Consider the following 20,844-nt stretch of genomic DNA (forward strand, 5'->3'; position numbering starts at 1 on the left):
CAAACATGACTCGTGAGTCAGTTTTGAGATACATCGGCAGGTGACTTTCACTCACAAACCAGCAAGTGGCGTCCCCTAGGGGATTCGAACCCCTGTTACCGCCGTGAAAGGGCGGTGTCCTGGGCCTCTAGACGAAGGGGACACTGAAGTCTCAATCGCAAGACGCCTTGCTTCTTTCTTTTCATCAGACAATCTGTGTGAGCACTGCAAAGGCAGGTTCTTTAAGGTAAGGAGGTGATCCAACCGCAGGTTCCCCTACGGTTACCTTGTTACGACTTCACCCCAGTCATGAATCACAAAGTGGTAAGCGCCCTCCCGAAGGTTAAGCTACCTACTTCTTTTGCAACCCACTCCCATGGTGTGACGGGCGGTGTGTACAAGGCCCGGGAACGTATTCACCGTGGCATTCTGATCCACGATTACTAGCGATTCCGACTTCATGGAGTCGAGTTGCAGACTCCAATCCGGACTACGACGCACTTTATGAGGTCCGCTTGCTCTCGCGAGGTCGCTTCTCTTTGTATGCGCCATTGTAGCACGTGTGTAGCCCTGGTCGTAAGGGCCATGATGACTTGACGTCATCCCCACCTTCCTCCAGTTTATCACTGGCAGTCTCCTTTGAGTTCCCGGCCGGACCGCTGGCAACAAAGGATAAGGGTTGCGCTCGTTGCGGGACTTAACCCAACATTTCACAACACGAGCTGACGACAGCCATGCAGCACCTGTCTCACAGTTCCCGAAGGCACGTCCCCATCTCTGGAAACTTCTGTGGATGTCAAGACCAGGTAAGGTTCTTCGCGTTGCATCGAATTAAACCACATGCTCCACCGCTTGTGCGGGCCCCCGTCAATTCATTTGAGTTTTAACCTTGCGGCCGTACTCCCCAGGCGGTCGATTTAACGCGTTAGCTCCGGAAGCCACGCCTCAAGGGCACAACCTCCAAATCGACATCGTTTACAGCGTGGACTACCAGGGTATCTAATCCTGTTTGCTCCCCACGCTTTCGCACCTGAGCGTCAGTCTTCGTCCAGGAGGCCGCCTTCGCCACCGGTATTCCTCCAGATCTCTACGCATTTCACCGCTACACCTGGAATTCTACCTCCCTCTACGAGACTCCAGCCTGCCAGTTTCGAATGCAGTTCCCAGGTTGAGCCCGGGGATTTCACATCCGACTTGACAGACCGCCTGCGTGCGCTTTACGCCCAGTAATTCCGATTAACGCTTGCACCCTCCGTATTACCGCGGCTGCTGGCACGGAGTTAGCCGGTGCTTCTTCTGCGGGTAACGTCAATTGCTGTGGTTATTAACCACAACACCTTCCTCCCCGCTGAAAGTACTTTACAACCCGAAGGCCTTCTTCATACACGCGGCATGGCTGCATCAGGCTTGCGCCCATTGTGCAATATTCCCCACTGCTGCCTCCCGTAGGAGTCTGGACCGTGTCTCAGTTCCAGTGTGGCTGGTCATCCTCTCAGACCAGCTAGGGATCGTCGCCTAGGTGAGCCGTTACCCCACCTACTAGCTAATCCCATCTGGGCACATCTGATGGCAAGAGGCCCGAAGGTCCCCCTCTTTGGTCTTGCGACGTTATGCGGTATTAGCTACCGTTTCCAGTAGTTATCCCCCTCCATCAGGCAGTTTCCCAGACATTACTCACCCGTCCGCCACTCGTCACCCGAGGAGCAAGCTCCTCTGTGCTACCGTCCGACTTGCATGTGTTAGGCCTGCCGCCAGCGTTCAATCTGAGCCATGATCAAACTCTTCAATTTAAAAGTTTGATGCTCACCGAATTAAACTTCGTAATGAATTACGTGTTCACTCGTGAGACTTGGTATTCATTTAGCGTCCTGAGACGTTAAGAATCCATGTCACTTTGAGTGCCCACACAGATTGTCTGATAAATTGTTAAAGAGCAGTTGCGACGCGCCTTGGCGCTCTGTCGCGAGGTGGCGTATATTACGCTTTCCTCTTTCAGAGTCAACCCTGAATTTCAGGATTTTTCTCTTCAACCGAACCGGCTGTTTGTGTGAAGTGATTCACATCCGCCGTGTCGATGGAGGCGCATTATAGGGAGTTCTCAGCCCCCCGCAATAGAAAAATGACATAAAAATGACTGACTGCTGCATTCCACAGCAAAACCCGCCTTTATACCCATTTACACACAGACTTATCCACAATCCGGTAAAAGGACAAAAATTCGCGAGCGTTGCGCAAACGTTTTCGTTACAATGCCCGCGCAAAAATAACACACCCCTTCTGGGGTGTTAGCTGAGTTTTTGGATCAATAAGGATCCTAAAATTCACCTAACACTCTCTGTTAAAGTCAAATCCAGGGGATTTACCATGCAACAACGTCGTCCAGTCCGCCGCGCTTTGCTCAGTGTTTCTGACAAGGCCGGTATTGTCGAATTCGCACAGGCGCTCTCTCAGCGTGGCGTAGAACTGCTCTCTACGGGCGGCACCGCTCGTCTGCTGGCAGATAAAGGTCTGCCGGTGACCGAAGTCTCCGACTACACCGGTTTTCCGGAAATGATGGATGGACGTGTAAAAACCCTGCACCCGAAAGTGCACGGCGGCATTCTTGGTCGTCGCGGCCAGGATGATGCCATCATGGCGCAGCACGCGATCGCGCCGATCGATATGGTCGTTGTTAACCTTTATCCGTTCGCCCAGACCGTAGCCCGTGAAGGTTGCTCGCTGGAAGACGCCGTAGAGAATATTGATATCGGCGGCCCGACCATGGTGCGCTCCGCAGCGAAGAACCATAAAGATGTCGCCATTGTTGTAAAGAGCAGCGATTACAGCGCCATCATTAATGAGATGGATGCCAACGAAAGATCTCTGACGCTGGATACCCGTTTTGATCTGGCGATCAAAGCCTTTGAACATACTGCCGCTTACGACAGCATGATCGCCAACTACTTCGGCAGTCTGGTGCCCGCCTATCACGGTGAGAGCAAAGAGCCAGCCGGTCGCTTCCCGCGTACGCTGAACCTGAACTTCATTAAGAAGCAGGATATGCGTTACGGCGAGAACAGCCATCAGCAAGCAGCCTTCTATATAGAAGAAGAGGTGAAGGAAGCGTCCGTCGCCACCGCGCAACAACTGCAAGGCAAAGCACTTTCCTATAACAATATTGCCGACACCGACGCAGCGCTGGAGTGTGTAAAAGAGTTCAGCGAAGCAGCCTGTGTGATTGTGAAACACGCCAACCCATGCGGTGTCGCCGTTGGCAGCTCGATTCTGGATGCCTACGAGCGCGCGTATAAAACCGATCCGACGTCTGCTTTCGGCGGCATTATCGCTTTTAACCGCGAGCTGGATGCCCAAACTGCACAGGCGATCATCTCCCGCCAGTTTGTCGAAGTGATCATTGCGCCGTCTGCCACCGAAGACGCGTTGAAAGTCACCGCAGCCAAGCAGAACGTGCGCGTTCTGGTGTGCGGCCAATGGGCGCAACGTGTCGCGGGGCTGGATTTCAAACGCGTTAACGGTGGTCTGCTGGTTCAGGATCGCGATCTGGGTATGGTGACCGAAAATGCGCTGCGTGTGGTCAGCAAACGCCAACCAACCGAACAAGAACTGCGTGATGCATTATTCTGCTGGAAAGTGGCGAAGTTCGTTAAATCCAACGCCATTGTTTACGCAAAAGAGAACATGACTATCGGCATTGGCGCAGGCCAGATGAGCCGCGTCTACTCCGCGAAGATCGCCGGGATCAAAGCCGGTGACGAAGGACTGGAAGTGAAAGGCTCGGCCATGGCCTCTGATGCCTTCTTCCCGTTCCGTGATGGTATTGATGCTGCCGCAGCCGTCGGTGTGACCTGCGTTATCCAGCCGGGGGGTTCCATTCGTGATGACGAAGTGATTGCCGCCGCTGATGAGCATGGCATTGCAATGATCTTTACCGACATGCGCCACTTCCGCCATTAATCTACGGAGCAAACAATGAAAGTATTAGTGATTGGTAACGGCGGGCGCGAGCACGCGCTGGCCTGGAAAGCAGCACAGTCACCGCTGGTTGAAACCGTTTTTGTTGCTCCGGGTAATGCCGGCACCGCGCTTGAGCCTGCGCTGCAAAACGTCGCAATCGGCGCCACCGATATTCCTGCACTGTTGAGTTTCGCGCAGAACGAAAAAATCGATCTGACCATCGTTGGCCCGGAAGCTCCGCTGGTGATTGGCGTGGTGGATGCATTCCGCGCTGCGGGTCTGACGATTTTTGGCCCAACGCAGGGCGCAGCGCAGCTGGAAGGCTCCAAAGCGTTCACCAAAGACTTCCTGGCCCGCCACAACATCCCAACGGCGGAGTACCAGAATTTCACCGAGGTTGAACCCGCGCTGGCTTACCTGCGTGAAAAAGGCGCACCCATCGTGATCAAAGCCGACGGTCTGGCTGCAGGCAAAGGCGTGATCGTCGCAATGACGCTTGAAGAAGCCGAAGCCGCCGTTAACGACATGCTGGCGGGCAATGCCTTTGGCGATGCGGGTCATCGTATCGTTATTGAAGAGTTCCTCGACGGCGAAGAGGCCAGCTTTATCGTGATGGTTGACGGCGAGCATGTCCTGCCGATGGCCACCAGCCAGGATCACAAACGCGTGGGCGATGGCGACACCGGCCCGAACACCGGCGGTATGGGGGCTTACTCGCCTGCCCCGGTGGTCACCGATGAAGTGCATCAGCGCACCATGGAACGTGTCATATGGCCAACCGTGCGCGGGATGGCGGCGGAAGGCAATACCTATACCGGTTTCCTGTATGCCGGTCTGATGATCGACAAGCAGGGCAACCCGAAAGTGATCGAGTTCAACTGCCGCTTTGGCGACCCGGAAACGCAACCGATCATGCTGCGTATGCAGTCCGATCTGGTGGAGCTTTGCCTGGCGGCCTGCGAAGGTAAGCTGGATGAGAAAACCTCACAGTGGGATCCGCGCGCCTCGCTGGGTGTGGTCATCGCGGCCGGCGGATATCCGGGCAATTATCGCAATGGCGATGTGATCCACGGCCTGCCGCTGGAAGAAGCAGCGGACGGCAAAGTGTTCCATGCGGGTACCAAACTCGCCGCTGACGACCAGGTGCTGACCAACGGCGGGCGTGTATTGTGCGTGACAGCGCTGGGCAATACCGTTGCTGAAGCGCAGCAGCGCGCTTACGCATTGATGAGCGATATTCACTGGGAGGGCAGCTTCAGCCGCCGGGATATTGGTTACCGTGCGATAGCTCGCGAACAGGGCAAGTAATTATTCCCTCCCCCTCTCTCCAAAGGGGAGAGGGAACCGTTCAGTGGGCCCGTAAGGGGCGTAGCCGCCATCTGGCAATTCACCGGGTGGCGCTGCGCTAACCCTGACGACGTATCAGAAACGTTTCTCTGTCGGTTGCCAGCGACAGAAGTCCTCATTCGCCACCAGCAACAGCTGAACGCCTTCCGGCGCTTCCAGCCACGCCACGCTGACCGCGGCTGAGGAGTGGCTCTGACGGCGTTCTACGCGCGCTAATGCGTACGCATCCAGATCCGGCTTCACCGTCTCACCTTCGCAGGTCTGCACCGTATGATTCGCCTGCCAGCGCCCCTGACGCAGCACCACACGCCCCTGGCGCAATGCATCGCTGGTCTGGCGGATTTGCTCTGCACGATAGCGGTAGAGTGCAATCTGGTCACTGGAGAGCTGCTGTTTCTGACCATCGACTTCCCGCTGCATAAAGCTCAACTCTCCACGGTCGTCAAACCGGGCGCGAATATGTTCAGGGGGAGTACTGTAGATATTGAGTTCGACGAGGGTCAACGCGTCGCCTTGCCAGCGATACTCGCCCAACGTGGTGTTCCCGTGATGCCACGGGCTAAAAGCGGAAAGCAGATGTGTCTCTCCACCGGAATCTTTACGCCAGATACGCACTGCGCCCTGATCGCCGGCAAAACCGCTGGCGGTAAACGGAGGCAGAGTGGAATCATGGCTACAGGCAGCCAGCAACAGCGCGCCCACCAGCGTCAGCGGGCGACGCCAGAATGACAAAAGGGGCGAAACCGCCCCTTCGACAAAACTGTTCACTGCCACGCTGTCTTACTTAACAGAGTCTTTCAGTGCTTTACCAGAAACAAATGCCGGCACGTTAGCTGCGGCGATTTTGATTTCTTTACCGGTCTGCGGGTTGCGGCCAGTACGCTCAGCGCGGTGGTTCACTTTGAAGGTACCGAAACCAACCAGTTGTACAGCATCACCTTCTTTCAGAGACTCAGTAATAGCAGCCAGGGTGGATTCCAGTGCAGCTTTCGCTTGCGCTTTAGACAGATCAGCCTTGTCTGCAATTACATCAATCAGTTGAGTCTTGTTCATAAGTTATCCTTTCAATGTGTTTATCGCTTGCTAAGCATCGAGTGCGACGGAAATGCCTCAAAAGCACTCTCCTGCATACACGCACCGATAGCCACTTATTTTCGCCCCCCAAATGTAGACCAGACGGGGGTGCGAAGGGAAGCCTTCTGGCACGACAAAACAGGCGTTAAATCACGTTTTATTGTCTCATTGCTGCAAATTTATACCGATATTGCTGTCGCCGGCCTCACGCAAGTCTGCACGTAGCCCTTTGATCAACTCAATGTCGCGTTCTTCGCAGTCAGCCAGAAGGCGGAAAATCTCCCACTGAATGTCCCATTCCTGCTCTACAGCGGGGTTCAGTCGCAGCTCTTCATCGGTCATTTCACGACCCGCCTGGGTCATTTCCAGCATCGCGACGGTGGTGATAGAAGTCTTGCTGACCTCAATGGCATGCTCAAGCGTTTCGCCGCTCAGACGTGAGTGAATCAACTCACTTAACGCCACGCAGGCATCGATCGCCGGGTAGACGCCATACAGATCGTAATCATCAGCCGCAGGGATCGCCTCTTCCAGCTTCTCAAGCTGGCTGTCGAAATTCACCTTCGCGTCTTTTACCACCTGCGTTTCCCACACGAGGTCAAGAATACGGCGGTAGAGCTGCGCATCGCCAAACTCCGTTTGCTGACAAAACATGGCGTAGTTGGGGTACATGCGTTCGCACAGACAGGCCATAAAGACAACGTGCTGCCAGCTTTCCAGCTTTTCCAGACGCAGGTGAATCGGGTTTTGTAACATGATCGCTTCTCAAAGTCGGTATTAGGCGCAGTTTACCTGATATCACGCTGAATTGCCTGCCAACGCGTAAACGCCGGACGACCGGACGCCACGGCATCTGCCCAGCGCGTCGGCTCAGGCAGGCGGTAGCCTTTCATACAGCGCTGCACCCACGCCAGAGCACTATCCTGGCTCACCCGGTGCCCGGTCGTGATAAACAACGGATTGCAGCGTGCTTTACTGCGCCACACCCATGCCAGCTTCTCACCTTTATCCATCAGCGGCGACAACGCGCCGGGTTGGTCGGCAAGCGGCTCAAACTTACCGCACAAGCGCTTTTTCGCCACGCCAATGGTGGGCACATCCACCAGCAGGCCAAAGTGACTGGCAACGCCAAGACGACGCGGGTGGGAGATGCCGTGACCGTCCACAAAGAGCAGATCCGGCTTTTGCGACAGCTGTTCCCACGCCGCCAGCAACGCCGGATACTCACGAAACGACAGGAAACCCGGAATATAAGGCATGGTGGTGGGAATACGCGCCACCTGATACTCGATAAGCGCCAACGACGGGTACGAAAGCAGCACCATGGCCGCTCGCGTCACTTCACCACCCTGCTCGAAACCTACATCCGCACCGCCGATCACCGTCGGCGGATCGTTATCAAGGCGATCCTCATGGATCACCGATGAAGCCAGTTCACGTTGTTGGTCGCGTAGTGACGCGAGATCCATATTCTCTCCTTACTGGTGCCAGGAGGCCGACAGACGGTGTACCGCCTCCACAAATGCGCCGGCATGTTCCGGCGGAACATCCTGATGAATACCGTGCCCAAGGTTAAACACATGGCCCTCGCCTTTGCCGAAGCCCGCAAGAATGGAAGCGACTTCTTCTTCAATACGCGCAGGCGGTGCATACAGCATGGACGGATCCATATTCCCTTGCAGGGCGACTTTGTGTCCTACACGACGGCGTGCATCGGCGATGTCCGTGGTCCAGTCCAGGCCCAACGCATCACAACCGGTCTCCGCCATCGCTTCCAGCCACTGTCCGCCACCTTTGGTAAACAGCGTGACCGGCACACGACGGCCTTCATTTTCACGCAACAGGCCATCAACGATTTTATGCATGTAATAGAGCGAGAACTGTTGATAATCACGCCCCGTGAGAACGCCGCCCCAGGTGTCAAAAATCATCACCGACTGCGCCCCGGCGCGGATCTGCGCGTTAAGGTACAACGTGACGCTTTGCGCCAGCTTATCCAGCAGCAGATGCAGCGTATTCGGATCGGCGTACATCATTTTTTTGATCACGGTAAAGGCTTTGCTGCTGCCGCCTTCCACCATGTAGGTCGCCAGCGTCCACGGACTCCCGGAGAAGCCAATCAGCGGCACCTCGCCTTTCAGCTCGCGACGAATGGTGCGCACTGCGTTCATTACATAACCCAGCTCGCTTTCCGGGTCCGGCACCGGGAGTTTCTCAACATCCGCTTTTGAGGTGATGGGGGAAGTGAACCGCGGCCCTTCGCCCGCTTCAAAATAGAGCCCAAGGCCCATCGCGTCCGGTACGGTGAGAATGTCCGAGAAGAGGATCGCCGCATCAAGCGGATAACGGCGCAGCGGTTGTAGCGTCACTTCGCAGGCAAGATCCGCGTTTTTACACAGCGACATAAAGTCGCCCGCTTGTGCGCGCGTCGCTTTGTATTCCGGTAAATAGCGGCCCGCCTGGCGCATCATCCATACCGGCGTCATGTCTACTGGCTGGCGCTGAAGCGCGCGCAGGTAACGATCGTTTTTCAGTTCGGTCATTGTCAGTTCCTTAAGCGTCAGGCCGCCAGTATATACGCCTTACTCGTACTCTGCGCGGCACATCGCCACCGTGTCTTCGATCAGACGGCGCGCAACGGTGCCCGGCGGCGGCAACAGGGGTAACTCGTCATAACGATACCAGCCCGCATCCAGCAGCTCTTTCGGGTCGATATGAATATCACCGCTGTCATAGTCCGCCATAAACGCGGTCATCAGTGATTGAGGGAAGGGCCATGGCTGAGAGGTAACATAACGCAAATTTTTAACCTTAATGCCACTCTCTTCCATCACTTCACGGGCCACCGCCTGCTCCAGGGTTTCGCCTACTTCAACAAACCCGGCAAGCACAGTGTAAATCCCGTTACGATGGCGCGTATGCTGCGCCAGAAGAATCGCGTCATCGCGGCGGATGGCGACGATAATGCAGGGGGCTATTTGCGGATAGTAGCGCTCACGGCAGTGATCACACAGCATTGCCCACTCGGTTTTGCTCGGGTGCATGGTGTGCCCGCAGTAACCGCAAAACTGATGTGAACGGTAAAATTCCGCCAGTTGCACGCCGCGCCCGGCCAACTGGAACAGCCCGGCGTCCTGATCGATCACCTGGCGTACGGATCCCATGTCCTGGCGGCGATTCTGGCGGATCATCCATACCGGTTCGCCCTGCCATTCACCGATATGAAGCGCGCTCTGCCCCACAAGATCGAAATTTCCTGCCTGCCCATGTGGTAATTCTCCACCGGGCAACCATAATTTTTGTTCATGGCTTACTATCCACCAGCCATGATCCCGGGCGTCAATAATACGTACCATTTGGTGCACTACCTTAGCTTCACTGGCGTTTTGTTAACATTATTATTACATTTGGGTGAGCATTTTTTCACTTACATATTGCGGAGCCAATTATGCTAAACCAGTTAGAAAGCCTGACAGAGCGCGTTGGAGGAAGTAACACACTTGTCGACCATTGGCTGCTAGTACGTAAGCAACTTCTCGTTTCTTACTACAATCTGGTTGGCATTAAGCCTGGCAAAGGATCGTACATGCAGCTTAATGAAAAAGCGCTGGACGATTTCTGTCACAACCTGGTGGAGTACCTCTCCGCAGGTCACTTCAGTATTTATGAACGCGTCATTCGCGAAATGGAAGGGAGCAATCCACTTTTAATCGCTAACCAGCTCTATCCGCTGCTGGAAGCCAACACCCTCGAAATCATGAATTACTACGATACCAGCCTGGAAAACGCCATTGATGATGATAACTGTCTGGAATTCCAGCAGGCGCTTTCCGACATCGGCGAGGCGCTGGAGGCCCGCTTTATGCTGGAGGACAAACTGATCGTGCTGGCTTTTGATAACAATCTCAAAGAGAGCGCCAATGACGAAAGCGGCATGGCGCGCCCTGCTTGAATTCTTAAAAAGTAACGCGTAGTTTAAAAAGCAGTTCCCCGTCTGAGGACGGGGGTTTTTCTTGTCGGAGTGCCTATCTCTCCACTACATGATTCGCAATGCCGCGAAGCGGCGCGAAAGATGAAGTGGAAAAGGCTGAGACCGTTAATTCGGGATCCGCGGAACCTGATCGGGTTAAGACCTGCGAAGGGAACAAGAGTAATCCATTCACATCAACCACCCTTACGGGCGGTTTGTTGCCATTACTCCATCCGTCGTCTGACAAGCCATCTCCTTTTAATTCTGGAATGAGCTATGTCTGCAAAACTTACACGTCGTGAACAACGCGCCCAGGCGCAACACTTTATCGACACGCTGGAAGGCACCGCTTTCCCCAACTCACACCGTATTTACGTCACCGGTTCGCAGCCCGATATCCGCATCCCAATGCGTGAAATCCAGCTCAGCCCAACGCTGATTGGCGGCACAAAAGAGCATCCTCAGTTTGAAGAGAACGAAGCGGTACCGGTTTACGACACCTCCGGCCCGTATGGCGATCCGGCAGTCACCATCGATGTGCAACAAGGTCTGGCCAAGCTTCGCGCCCCCTGGATCGCCTCGCGTGATGACAGTGAAACGCTTGATGAACGCAGTTCGGCTTACACCAACGCACGTCTGGCGGATGAAGGCCTTGATGAGCTGCGCTTCAACGGGCTGCTGACCCCGCGCCGCGCCAAAGCCGGTCAACGTGTCACCCAATTGCACTACGCCCGCAAAGGGATCGTCACGCCGGAAATGGAATTTATCGCCATTCGCGAAAATATGGGCCGCGAACGCATTCGCAGCGAAGTGCTGCGCAGGCAGCATCCGGGCGAAGGTTTTGGCGCCCGCCTGCCGAACAATATCACGCCGGAGTTTGTGCGCGATGAAGTCGCCGCTGGCCGCGCGATCATTCCGGCCAACATCAACCACCCGGAATCAGAGCCGATGATCATCGGACGTAACTTCCTGGTGAAAGTGAACGCCAACATCGGCAACTCGGCAGTGACTTCGTCCATCGAAGAGGAAGTGGAAAAACTGGTGTGGTCAACCCGCTGGGGCGCAGACACGGTGATGGATCTGTCCACCGGGCGCTATATCCACGAAACCCGCGAATGGATCCTGCGTAACAGTCCGGTGCCGATCGGTACGGTACCGATCTACCAGGCGCTGGAGAAGGTCAACGGGATCGCCGAAGATCTCAACTGGCAGGCATTCCGCGATACGCTGCTCGAACAGGCGGAACAAGGGGTGGATTATTTCACTATCCACGCAGGCGTCTTGTTGCGTTACGTTCCGATGACCGCACAGCGCCTGACCGGCATTGTTTCCCGTGGCGGGTCGATTATGGCGAAGTGGTGTCTCTCCCACCATCAGGAGAACTTCCTTTACACCCACTTCCGCGAAATTTGTGAGATCTGCGCCGCTTACGATGTCTCGCTGTCGCTCGGCGATGGCCTGCGTCCGGGTTCAATTCAGGATGCCAACGACGAAGCGCAATTTGCCGAACTGCACACACTGGGCGAACTGACCAAAATCGCCTGGGAGTACGACGTGCAGGTGATGATTGAAGGCCCGGGGCATGTGCCGATGCAGATGATCCGCCGCAATATGACCGAAGAACTGGAGCACTGCCACGAAGCGCCGTTCTACACGCTTGGGCCGCTGACCACCGATATCGCACCGGGTTACGACCACTTCACCTCCGGCATTGGCGCAGCAATGATTGGCTGGTTTGGCTGCGCCATGCTCTGTTATGTCACCCCCAAAGAGCACCTGGGCCTGCCAAACAAAGAGGATGTTAAACAGGGCTTAATCACCTACAAAATCGCCGCTCATGCTGCTGACCTGGCAAAAGGCCACCCCGGCGCACAGATCCGCGATAACGCCATGTCGAAAGCACGCTTTGAGTTCCGCTGGGAAGATCAGTTTAATCTCGCGCTGGATCCCTTTACCGCCCGTGCTTATCACGATGAAACCCTGCCGCAGGAGTCCGGCAAAATCGCTCACTTCTGCTCAATGTGCGGGCCGAAATTCTGCTCGATGAAAATCTCGCAGGAAGTACGCGATTACGCAGCGGCACAGGCCATCGAAGTCGGGATGAATAATAAGTCGAACGACTTCCGCGCCCGCGGCGGCGAAATCTACCTGAAAAAGGAGGAAGCCTGATGTACCAACCCGACTTTCCTCCGGTACCGTTTCGCCTCGGTCTCTACCCGGTTGTCGATAGCGTTGAGTGGATCGCCCGCTTGCTGGAAGCGGGCGTGCGCACCCTGCAACTGCGTATCAAAGACAAACGCGAACATGAGGTCGAAGACGATATCGCTGCCGTCATCGCGCTGGGACGACGTTACAACGCGCGGTTATTTATCAACGACTACTGGCGGCTGGCCATAAAACACCAGGCGTACGGCGTACATCTTGGCCAGGAAGACCTGGAAACCGCCGACCTGAGCGCCATTCGCGCGGCGGGTCTGCGCCTGGGCGTCTCCACGCATGACGATATGGAGATGGATATCGCGCTGGCGGCACGTCCTTCGTACATCGCGCTCGGCCATGTTTTCCCGACGCAAACCAAACAGATGCCCTCCGCGCCACAGGGGCTGGAACAACTGGCGCGCCATATAGCGCGGCTGGGAGATTACCCTACGGTCGCCATTGGCGGCATCAGCCTTTCGCGCGCAGCGGATGTGCTGGCAACGGGCGTAGGCAGCATTGCGGTGGTCAGCGCCATCACCCAGGCCGCAGACTGGCGGCAGGCCACGGAACAGTTGCTGACGCTTGCGGGGGTGGGCGATGAATGATCGCGATTTTATGCGCTACAGCCGCCAGATCCTGCTGGAAGATATTGCCATTGTCGGCCAGCAAAAGCTGCTTGCCAGCCGGGTGCTGGTTGTCGGCCTTGGCGGCCTCGGCGCCCCTGCGGCGGTGTACCTTGCCGGTGCAGGTATCGGCACGCTGGTGCTGGCGGATGACGATGCCGTGCATCTGAGCAACCTTCAGCGGCAGATCCTCTTTACCACCGACGATATCAATCAGCCAAAAACCCTGGTTACCGCACAGCGGTTGCAGCAACTTAACCCCGATATTGCGCTGATTCCCCTGCAACAACGCTTACACGGCGAGGCGCTGCGCCAGCAGGTCGCTCAGGCTGATGTAGTGCTGGATTGCAGTGACAATATGGTCACACGACAGGCCGTTAACGCAGCCTGCGTCGCGCTGGAAACCCCGCTGGTTACCGCCAGCGCAGTCGGTTTTGGCGGCCAGCTCATGGTGCTGACGCCGCCCTGGCAGCAAGGTTGCTATCGCTGCCTGTGGCCGGACGAAAGCGAACCGGAACGCAACTGCCGCACGGCGGGGATTGTGGGTCCGGTGGTGGGTATCATGGGTGCAATGCAGGCACTGGAAGCCATCAAATTGTTGAGCGGCATGCACACCACCAGCGGCGAACTGCGTCTGTTTGATGCCCGCACCAATCTCTGGCGAACCCTGGCGCTACATCGCGCCAGCAATTGCCCGGTTTGCGGAGGGCGAGATGCAAATACGCTTCAATGACGAACCGATACGCTGCACTGCCGGGCTTTCCATTGCCGCGCTGCTTAATCAGCTCGACCAGTTAAAACCGGGCGTCGCACTGGCGTTAAACGAACAGATCCTGCCGCGCGAGCGGTGGGAAGACCATCTTGTGCAGGACGGTGATCGGATCCTGCTGTTTCAGGTTATTGCAGGGGGCTGAGATGTTACGTATTGCAGATAAAACATTTTCTTCACGGCTGTTTACCGGTACAGGTAAGTTCGCCGCGCCATATCTTATGATCGATGCTATCCGCGCATCCGGCAGCGAGCTGGTGACGCTGGCGATGAAACGGGTCGATCTGCGCCAGCACAGCGATGGTATTTTGCAGCCGCTGCGTGAAGCGGGTGTGACGCTGTTGCCCAACACATCGGGGGCAAAAAATGCGGAAGAGGCTATCTTTGCCGCGCAGCTGGCGCGGGAAGCGCTCGGCACCCACTGGTTAAAACTGGAGATTCACCCGGATGCACGCTGGCTGCTGCCCGATCCGATAGAAACCCTGCGCGCCGCAGAGAAACTGGTGCAAATGGGTTTTGTCGTGCTGCCCTATTGTGGCGCCGATCCGGTACTGTGTAAGCGGCTGGAAGAGGCGGGCTGCGCAGCGGTGATGCCGCTTGGCGCGCCGATAGGATCAAACCAGGGACTGGAAACGCGCGCAATGCTGGAGATTATCATCGAGCAGGCCAGTGTGCCGGTAGTGGTGGATGCGGGCATTGGCGCGCCCAGCCATGCCGCCCTGGCGTTGGAGATGGGGGCCGATGCGGTGCTGGTGAATACCGCCATCGCCGTAGCCGACGACCCGGTTACCATGGCGCGCGCTTTCCGCCTGGCGGTAGAAGCCGGTTCGTTGGCGCGCAATGCCGTACCCGGTGCGCGCCAGCGTTACGCTACCGCCACCAGCCCGCTCACCGGTTTCCTGGAGAGTGCCTTATGACCACCTTTACCGAACGTTGGCGGCAACTGAATTGGGACGATATTCGTCTGCGGATCCACAGCAAAACCACAGCGGATGTCGAGCGGGCGCTCCATGCGCCACACATCACGCGCGAAGATTTGATGGCGCTGCTCTCCCCCGCCGCCAGCGACTTTCTTGAGCCGATGGCGCAGCAGGCGCAGAAACTCACCCGCCAGCGTTTTGGCAACACGGTCAGTTTCTATGTGCCGCTGTATCTTTCCAATCTCTGCGCGAATGATTGCACCTATTGCGGCTTCTCGATGAGCAATCATCTGAAACGCAAGACGCTGGATGAGAATGAAATTGCCCGCGAGTGCGCCGCGCTACGCGAGCTGGGGTTTGAGCATCTGCTGTTGGTCACAGGTGAACATCAGGGAAAAGTGGGGATGGAGTATTTTCGCCGCCATTTCCCTTCCATTCGCCGCCAGTTCGCTTCATTACAGATGGAAGTTCAGCCTCTCGCTCAGGAAGAGTATGCCGAGCTGAAAACCCTCGGTCTGGATGGCGTGATGGTCTATCAGGAGACCTACCACCAAAGCATGTACGCGAAACATCATCTGCGGGGTAAAAAGCAGGATTTTTTCTGGCGGCTGGAAACACCGGATCGATTAGGGCGTGCGGGGATCGATAAAATCGGTCTTGGGGCATTAATTGGTCTGAGCGACAGCTGGCGGGTGGACTGCTATATGGTGGCGGAACACTTGTTGTGGTTACAGCAACACTACTGGCAGAGTCGCTACTCCATCTCATTTCCCCGTTTGCGGCCCTGCGCGGGCGGTATTGAGCCGGCATCGATCATGGATGAACGCCAACTGGTGCAAACCATTTGTGCTTTCCGCCTGCTGGCGCCGGATGTTGAGCTGTCGCTCTCGACCCGCGAATCCCCCCACTTTCGCGATCACGTTATCCCACTGGCCATCAATAACGTCAGCGCGTTTTCCAAAACGCAGCCTGGCGGCTATGCAGATGATCATCCGGAACTGGAACAGTTTAGCCCTCATGACGGACGTCGCCCGCAAGAAGTCGCCAGCGCGTTGATGGCGCGTGGGTTGCAACCGGTATGGAAAGATTGGGATAGCTGGTTGGGACGCGCGCCGCAAAAAAACAGCAACGCACTGATAACTGGTTAAAATTTTACGGCGTATCACGTAAAACCCGGATCGGGCAGTCGCGCCAGCGCCCCCGCTCCGGCATTATTCTTGCGTCAGGTAATCAGACTGACCGGAGCGGCTAAATCCCCTCATGGCCGCTCCGCTTTTCATCGTTCTTCTTCATCACCGGTAAAACCGGTACATCGCGAAAGAGCACAATATTTCGTCATGACCGATTTAGCAGGCGTTATAATCACCGCATAATAAATGCCGGTACGGCATGCATGTTCGATGTTGATGGGATCATCATCTTTCCTCTAACCCCTTATACTTTACCTGCCACCTCAATGATGAATGATCAAGGATATGAAAATTCACAGTCGACAACTCTCGTTCACAACCCCGATTCTGTTGAGCTTCGCCGGGATTTTTGTGAGTTTTATCGTCATCGCTTTTTTGGTGACCTTCAGCCAGCAAAAGGAAATGCTGGAGAAATACCACGATATAAATCGTAACTTTACCCATAACCTGGCGTTAAATTACACACAGTCGATCCTTCGCGAGAATGACTACATCCTGAACCGCGCCGCCACCTTCTTCTCCCATGACGATCAATTAGACGCCACGGTGACGGGCGACCGTGAACATGGACTCAAATTATTGATGCAGTTGCTGGCGCTGATGCCGTCAGTCTCTTCGATTTCACTGGCTGATTCGCGGGGCACGTATCTGCGGGCTCCGCAGGTGATCGCCAATGGCGAGAGCGATAGATTTGATGCCCGCACGCGCCCGTGGTTTATGCATCAGGCGGAAGCCAGCATGTTTAACCACTACACCAGCGCCTATGAGGATTACTTTACCCACAATCCGACGGTCAGTATTTATAAGCCGGTGATCACCCCGGATGGCAAACTCAAAGGTACGCTGGCTTTTCACCTCGACGTTGCCTCAATGAGCTTTACGCTGCGCACCACCCAATCGCCGATGCCTGGCGAGTTTTTCATTGTTGACCGTGAAGGCAAAGCGATGCTGCACCCGGACAGCGGCGCGCTGTTCAAAACCTTCGTCAGACCGGAATTACTGTCAGCGATGACCAGCGGTGAAGGGATGGTCTACGACGAAAAAACCGCGACATGGTATTACTACTACTCCTTTACCAACCCGGACTGGTTCGCTATTTACAAGGTTTCCGCCGCCACTCTGGATAGCCTGGCCCGGCACTCCACGCTGATTGTCAGTTGGGGATTTGGCACGGCCGCCGTCCTGATCGTCCTGTTTGGTCTCTATTTACGCCATGCCTCACGTACGGTGCTGATGAATATCATCAGTTCGATAAACACCGGTGATGTGAAACGGGCGCCAAAGCTTGAAGCCATGCTCAGTAAAGCCATCCTCAGCAATAAAGAACGCGAGCAGTCATGGGTACGACAGGCGACCATGGACGCGCTAACCAACTGCAAAAACCGCCGTGCGTTCGATGGTGATATTGCTGCGTTGATGAACGATCACCAGCCATTTGCCCTGGCGCTGGTGGATGTTGATAACTTCAAATCTATTAACGATACCTGGGGCCATCTCAACGGCGATATCGTGCTACGCAACGTCGCGCGGGAAGGGATTCAGGTGATGCAACCGCACACGCTTTCGGTTTATCGCTACGGCGGTGAGGAGTTCGCGGTTCTTTTCCCACACATATCACTCACGGATGCGACAGCGTTGCTGGAGCAGTGGCGCAAAAATGTAGAAGGCCGGAGCTGGCGTGAAGAAGGGCAGTCCGTCACTTTCAGCGCCGGGCTTGGTGAGTGGCATATGGAGCCGCTGGAGCAACTTATCGTCAGCGTCGACGAAGCGCTTTATAAAGCAAAACAGCAAGGTAAGAATCGGATCCTGCACGTAAATAGCGATTAATGCAGTGAGTACCGCATACCTGTAACCGGTTTCACGTAAACCAGGGATTCTTTGTGATGGCATACACACAATCACGGTAAAGCGGTTGTTGAACCCGGCGATGCAGGATCATTATCAACTATCCCATCAACACCGAGGCTGACTATGAAAAACATCGTTTTATGCTGTGCTGCAGGTATGTCCACCAGCATGTTGGTGCAACGCATGAAAGACGCAGCGCAGAAAAAAGGCGTCGACGTTTCTATTAAGGCGGTTCCTGTCGCGGAATTTAAGGACGAAATTGCAACGGCAGATATCGTGTTGCTGGGGCCGCAGGTGAAATACGAGCAGGCAAAGCTGCAGGCACAGGCGGAACCATTGGGTAAGAAAGTCGCGGTTATCGATATGATGGATTACGGCATGATGAAGGGTGATGTCGTACTGGAAAAAGCCCTTAAGTTACTGGAGTAAGCACATGGAAGATTTAGAAACCATCATTATGGAATTGCTGGTTAACGCTGGCGCCGCGCGCAGTCAGGCGCTTACGGCGCTGCAACAGGCGCGTAAAGGTGATTTTGACGGCGCGGAACAAGCGATGGAAGAGTCGCGAGAATTTGTGAAGGCTGCGCATAAAATTCAAACCCAGCTGATCGGGCTGGATGAGGGAACCGGCAAACTACCGGTCAACCTGATCACTGTCCATTCGCAGGATCATCTGATGAACGCGATGGTGATTCAGGATCTGGCTGGCGATATGATCGAACTTTATCGTCGATTACCGCCCCGCGACTGATCCCTGTTCTTTCAAAAATGCCCGCGCTGCGGGCATTTTTGTTGCTGCCAGAAGTGGTAACGTGTTTTACGCGCCAATTTATGGCACAACATAGCATCAACTCCGTTAGCCAGCCCGTACAGGTCTTCTATGCCCGCCGTGCCGTTTCCTTTTTATACCTTCTCTATTTTGGTGATTTTGCTGCTTAAGGTCTGCCTGCAACGCGCGCCAGGATACCGCAGCGCGGCAATATTTATTAGTGGCTGCGCACTGTTGGTGTTCATGTCTGCGCTGCGCTGGCAGTTCGATGCCATGATCCTGCGTCAACTCCAGTCAATTGTCGCCATTGCACTACCGCCGTTGGCGTGGCGCTGCTTTGCACGTCTGACCACACAAAGCAGGTCGCAAAAGTTTCCCCGCTATCTGATTGCTCCCCTGATCGCGCTGCTGCTCAACCTCGTCGCCCCAATGACGACGGACGCCATACTGATGCTGCTGTTCATTGGCTACGGCGGCGCGTTGATCAGAACCGCGCGACAAGGGGCCGATGCCTTTATCTTCACCCGCTTACAGGATGCCGGGCCCGCCTCATTAATGACATTTATTGCTGGCTGCTTTCTCTGTTTTTCCGGCCTGACTGATTTAGCCATCGCCGTAGATTTTGGCGTTTATCAAGGGCAACAAGCACCGCAGTTGGTGGCGCTTTCACAGGCGATCTTGCTGCCCTTTATCTGTCTGGCCATCGTCTACAGTTGGAAAAACGTACCGCCTGTTACCCCCCTCGTCGCAGAACCTGTCGAGGAAGATCGCCCCTGCGATGAGGAGGCCGAACATTTCTGCCAGCGTATCGAAGCGCGCATTGATGAAGAAAAGTGGTTTCTGCAAACCGATCTCACACTCAATGCGCTGGCGCGAAAACTGGGCATCCCTGCACGACAGATCTCACAAGCCGTCAACCAGGCGCGCAGCTGCAACGTATCACAATGGATCAACCGCTTTCGCATCCATTATGCTCAACGCTTACTGCTGGAGAGCTCTGCCCCGGTCACGGATATCATGCAGGATGCCGGGTTTGCGACGAAATCCAATTTCAACCGTGAATTCGTCCGCATTAGCGGGATGACACCAACGGATTACCGGCGCGCGGCGGTTGGTAAGCCAGCGCCTGATTCAGAAAAGTGCTGATCGCTTTGAGCAGGTGCAGATGAATCGCGTTACGGCTGAGCGTGCCGCCATCTTCGCAGACAATCCCCTCGCCAGGTGCTTCTTGCTCAATCAGCGCTGCCGCGCCAGGTTTACACATCTGCATAAAACTAAAGTGCGTCGCACCCTCAACGCGGCGATAGTGCTGGCGGTCAGCAGGAATATACGCAGCCAGATACCCCGACTCCAGTCTGGCGGGCAGTGCGTCACTATCCGCCTGCGCAGCCATAATCATGACGGGAACCGTTATCTGCCGGAGACTATCCGGACGGAAACCACGCGCCAGCCCCAGATCCAGCGAAACCACCGCCTTAATATGGGGTTCGCGTGTATCCACCGCCAGCTTGCTGGCAGCCAGAGGCTGGTCGATCCCCAGTTTTGCTGTCAATTTGCACCCTGACAGGTTCGGATGTTGCTGGCAATCCGTGATAAAGCGCTGTGCATCAAAACGGGCTCCCGCCAGTTCCAGCACCGTCCAGCCCCCGAGCGAATGCCCGATCGCCGCAATACGCTGGATATCCACCCGCCCGGCAAGATCGGGAGTGGCGATGACCTTATTCATTACGTGCCGAAGATCTTGCGGGCGTAGCCACAGTTGCTGTGCATCCTGCGGATGCTGGTTACCTGTGGTCGTGCCGGGATGATCAACGGCTGCCACAATGTACCCTTGCAAAACCATCCGTTGCGCCAGCCAGTTAAGGTTACGCCAGTTGCCGCCATAGCCATGAGAGATCAGTAATAGAGGATGCTCGCCAGATGCGGGTTCGGCATCGCGCAGCGCTCGTGTGCCGCTGAACGCAATATTTCCCCCTATCATTTGCGATGCACCACGTTGCAGAGTGGGATACCAGAGCGCAACGTCCAGGGGACGGGAACTCTCCTCATCAATACGCAACTGACGAAAGGCGGTTTCGCCCCAGGCAGTACTGCTGAGCAGGACCGTAAGAAACAGAACAAAAAGGCGTGACATGTTGAGTACCAGGTTAATTAACACAGGCCTATTCTGGTCACACATGCCTGCGATATGCGTCCTGGAAC

20 protein-coding genes, 1 tRNA gene, 1 rRNA gene and 1 riboswitch are annotated in these 20,844 nt (G+C 55.6%); of the genes, 13 read left to right on the forward strand and 9 right to left on the reverse strand.

Features of this window, described 5'->3' with window-relative positions; all coding sequences use genetic code 11:
- Positions 1-66: 66 nt before the first annotated feature.
- Positions 67-142: transfer RNA gene (locus tag N7922_RS23265), tRNA-Glu, on the reverse strand.
- Positions 143-227: 85 nt separating this feature from the next.
- Positions 228-1,769: ribosomal RNA gene (locus N7922_RS23270) — 16S ribosomal RNA — on the reverse strand.
- A 574-nt stretch (positions 1,770-2,343) separates the two neighbouring features.
- Here N7922_RS23270 and purH point away from each other — a divergent pair.
- Both purH and purD read left to right on the forward strand, forming a co-directional pair.
- Entirely contained in the window at positions 2,344-3,933 is a 1,590-nt protein-coding gene (purH, locus tag N7922_RS23275) for a bifunctional phosphoribosylaminoimidazolecarboxamide formyltransferase/IMP cyclohydrolase (RefSeq protein ID WP_263098480.1), read from the forward strand.
- A gap of 15 nt (positions 3,934-3,948) precedes the next feature.
- Entirely contained in the window at positions 3,949-5,241 is a 1,293-nt protein-coding gene (gene purD / locus N7922_RS23280; protein WP_263098481.1) for a phosphoribosylamine--glycine ligase, read from the forward strand.
- 114 nt (positions 5,242-5,355) lie between these two features.
- On the opposite strand, the gene N7922_RS23285 is transcribed toward purD, so the two are convergent.
- From N7922_RS23285 to nudC, 6 genes are all read right to left on the reverse strand, one after another.
- Positions 5,356-6,048, reverse strand: coding sequence for a DUF1481 domain-containing protein (locus N7922_RS23285; protein WP_263100992.1), 693 nt, complete (start codon positions 6,046-6,048; stop codon positions 5,356-5,358).
- 12 nt (positions 6,049-6,060) lie between these two features.
- On the reverse strand, positions 6,061-6,333 hold the full coding sequence (hupA, locus tag N7922_RS23290) for a nucleoid-associated protein HU-alpha (RefSeq protein ID WP_035890328.1): 273 nt from the start codon (positions 6,331-6,333) through the stop codon (positions 6,061-6,063).
- A 186-nt stretch (positions 6,334-6,519) separates the two neighbouring features.
- Positions 6,520-7,110, reverse strand: a complete 591-nt coding sequence (locus tag N7922_RS23295; protein WP_061498966.1) for a YjaG family protein — start codon at positions 7,108-7,110, stop codon at positions 6,520-6,522.
- 32 nt (positions 7,111-7,142) lie between these two features.
- A complete protein-coding gene (nfi, locus tag N7922_RS23300; RefSeq protein WP_263098482.1) occupies positions 7,143-7,823 on the reverse strand; it encodes a deoxyribonuclease V in 681 nt (226 codons plus the stop codon).
- Positions 7,824-7,832: 9 nt separating this feature from the next.
- Positions 7,833-8,897: a uroporphyrinogen decarboxylase gene (gene hemE / locus N7922_RS23305; protein WP_263098483.1), complete on the reverse strand. Its 1,065-nt coding sequence runs from the start codon at positions 8,895-8,897 to the stop codon at positions 7,833-7,835.
- Positions 8,898-8,936: 39 nt separating this feature from the next.
- Positions 8,937-9,710: an NAD(+) diphosphatase gene (gene nudC / locus N7922_RS23310; RefSeq protein ID WP_263098484.1), complete on the reverse strand. Its 774-nt coding sequence runs from the start codon at positions 9,708-9,710 to the stop codon at positions 8,937-8,939.
- A 92-nt stretch (positions 9,711-9,802) separates the two neighbouring features.
- Between nudC and rsd the strand changes: the two genes are divergently transcribed.
- The 11 genes from rsd (at position 9,803) to N7922_RS23365 (ending at position 19,788) form a co-directional block, all read left to right on the forward strand.
- Positions 9,803-10,306, forward strand: coding sequence for a sigma D regulator (gene rsd, locus N7922_RS23315; protein ID WP_263098485.1), 504 nt, complete (start codon positions 9,803-9,805; stop codon positions 10,304-10,306).
- Positions 10,307-10,361: 55 nt separating this feature from the next.
- A riboswitch (TPP riboswitch) is annotated at positions 10,362-10,515 on the forward strand.
- Positions 10,516-10,600: 85 nt separating this feature from the next.
- Positions 10,601-12,493: a phosphomethylpyrimidine synthase ThiC gene (thiC, locus tag N7922_RS23320; RefSeq protein WP_263098486.1), complete on the forward strand. Its 1,893-nt coding sequence runs from the start codon at positions 10,601-10,603 to the stop codon at positions 12,491-12,493.
- Positions 12,493-13,128, forward strand: a complete 636-nt coding sequence (gene thiE / locus N7922_RS23325) for a thiamine phosphate synthase (RefSeq protein ID WP_263098487.1) — start codon at positions 12,493-12,495, stop codon at positions 13,126-13,128. Before thiC ends, thiE begins: the two co-directional genes overlap by 1 nt.
- The gene (locus N7922_RS23330; protein WP_263098488.1) at positions 13,121-13,879 is read left to right on the forward strand and encodes a HesA/MoeB/ThiF family protein; all 759 of its coding nucleotides are present in this window, start codon (positions 13,121-13,123) and stop codon (positions 13,877-13,879) included. The genes thiE and N7922_RS23330 overlap by 8 nt, the downstream gene beginning before the upstream one ends.
- Positions 13,860-14,060 (forward strand): sulfur carrier protein ThiS, encoded by a 201-nt coding sequence (gene thiS / locus N7922_RS23335; RefSeq protein WP_263098489.1) that lies wholly within the window; start codon positions 13,860-13,862, stop codon positions 14,058-14,060. The genes N7922_RS23330 and thiS overlap by 20 nt, the downstream gene beginning before the upstream one ends.
- A gap of 1 nt (position 14,061) precedes the next feature.
- Entirely contained in the window at positions 14,062-14,832 is a 771-nt protein-coding gene (gene thiG / locus N7922_RS23340; protein WP_263098490.1) for a thiazole synthase, read from the forward strand.
- A complete protein-coding gene (gene thiH / locus N7922_RS23345) occupies positions 14,829-15,983 on the forward strand; it encodes a 2-iminoacetate synthase ThiH (RefSeq protein ID WP_263098491.1) in 1,155 nt (384 codons plus the stop codon). Before thiG ends, thiH begins: the two co-directional genes overlap by 4 nt.
- A gap of 327 nt (positions 15,984-16,310) precedes the next feature.
- Positions 16,311-17,852: a sensor domain-containing diguanylate cyclase gene (locus N7922_RS23350; protein WP_263098492.1), complete on the forward strand. Its 1,542-nt coding sequence runs from the start codon at positions 16,311-16,313 to the stop codon at positions 17,850-17,852.
- Between the two features lie 144 nt (positions 17,853-17,996).
- Entirely contained in the window at positions 17,997-18,302 is a 306-nt protein-coding gene (locus N7922_RS23355; protein ID WP_061499003.1) for a PTS sugar transporter subunit IIB, read from the forward strand.
- Positions 18,303-18,306: 4 nt separating this feature from the next.
- Positions 18,307-18,624 carry a PTS lactose/cellobiose transporter subunit IIA gene (locus N7922_RS23360; protein ID WP_263098493.1) on the forward strand — a complete coding sequence of 106 codons (318 nt, stop codon included), beginning with the start codon at positions 18,307-18,309 and terminating at the stop codon, positions 18,622-18,624.
- A 129-nt stretch (positions 18,625-18,753) separates the two neighbouring features.
- Entirely contained in the window at positions 18,754-19,788 is a 1,035-nt protein-coding gene (locus N7922_RS23365; protein WP_263098494.1) for a helix-turn-helix domain-containing protein, read from the forward strand.
- On the opposite strand, the gene N7922_RS23370 is transcribed toward N7922_RS23365, so the two are convergent.
- Positions 19,715-20,776: an alpha/beta hydrolase family protein gene (locus N7922_RS23370; RefSeq protein WP_263098495.1), complete on the reverse strand. Its 1,062-nt coding sequence runs from the start codon at positions 20,774-20,776 to the stop codon at positions 19,715-19,717. The genes N7922_RS23365 and N7922_RS23370 overlap by 74 nt on opposite strands.
- Positions 20,777-20,844 lie beyond the last annotated feature (68 nt).

Source organism: Kosakonia sp. ML.JS2a (assembly GCF_025642095.1).
GTDB lineage: Bacteria > Pseudomonadota > Gammaproteobacteria > Enterobacterales > Enterobacteriaceae.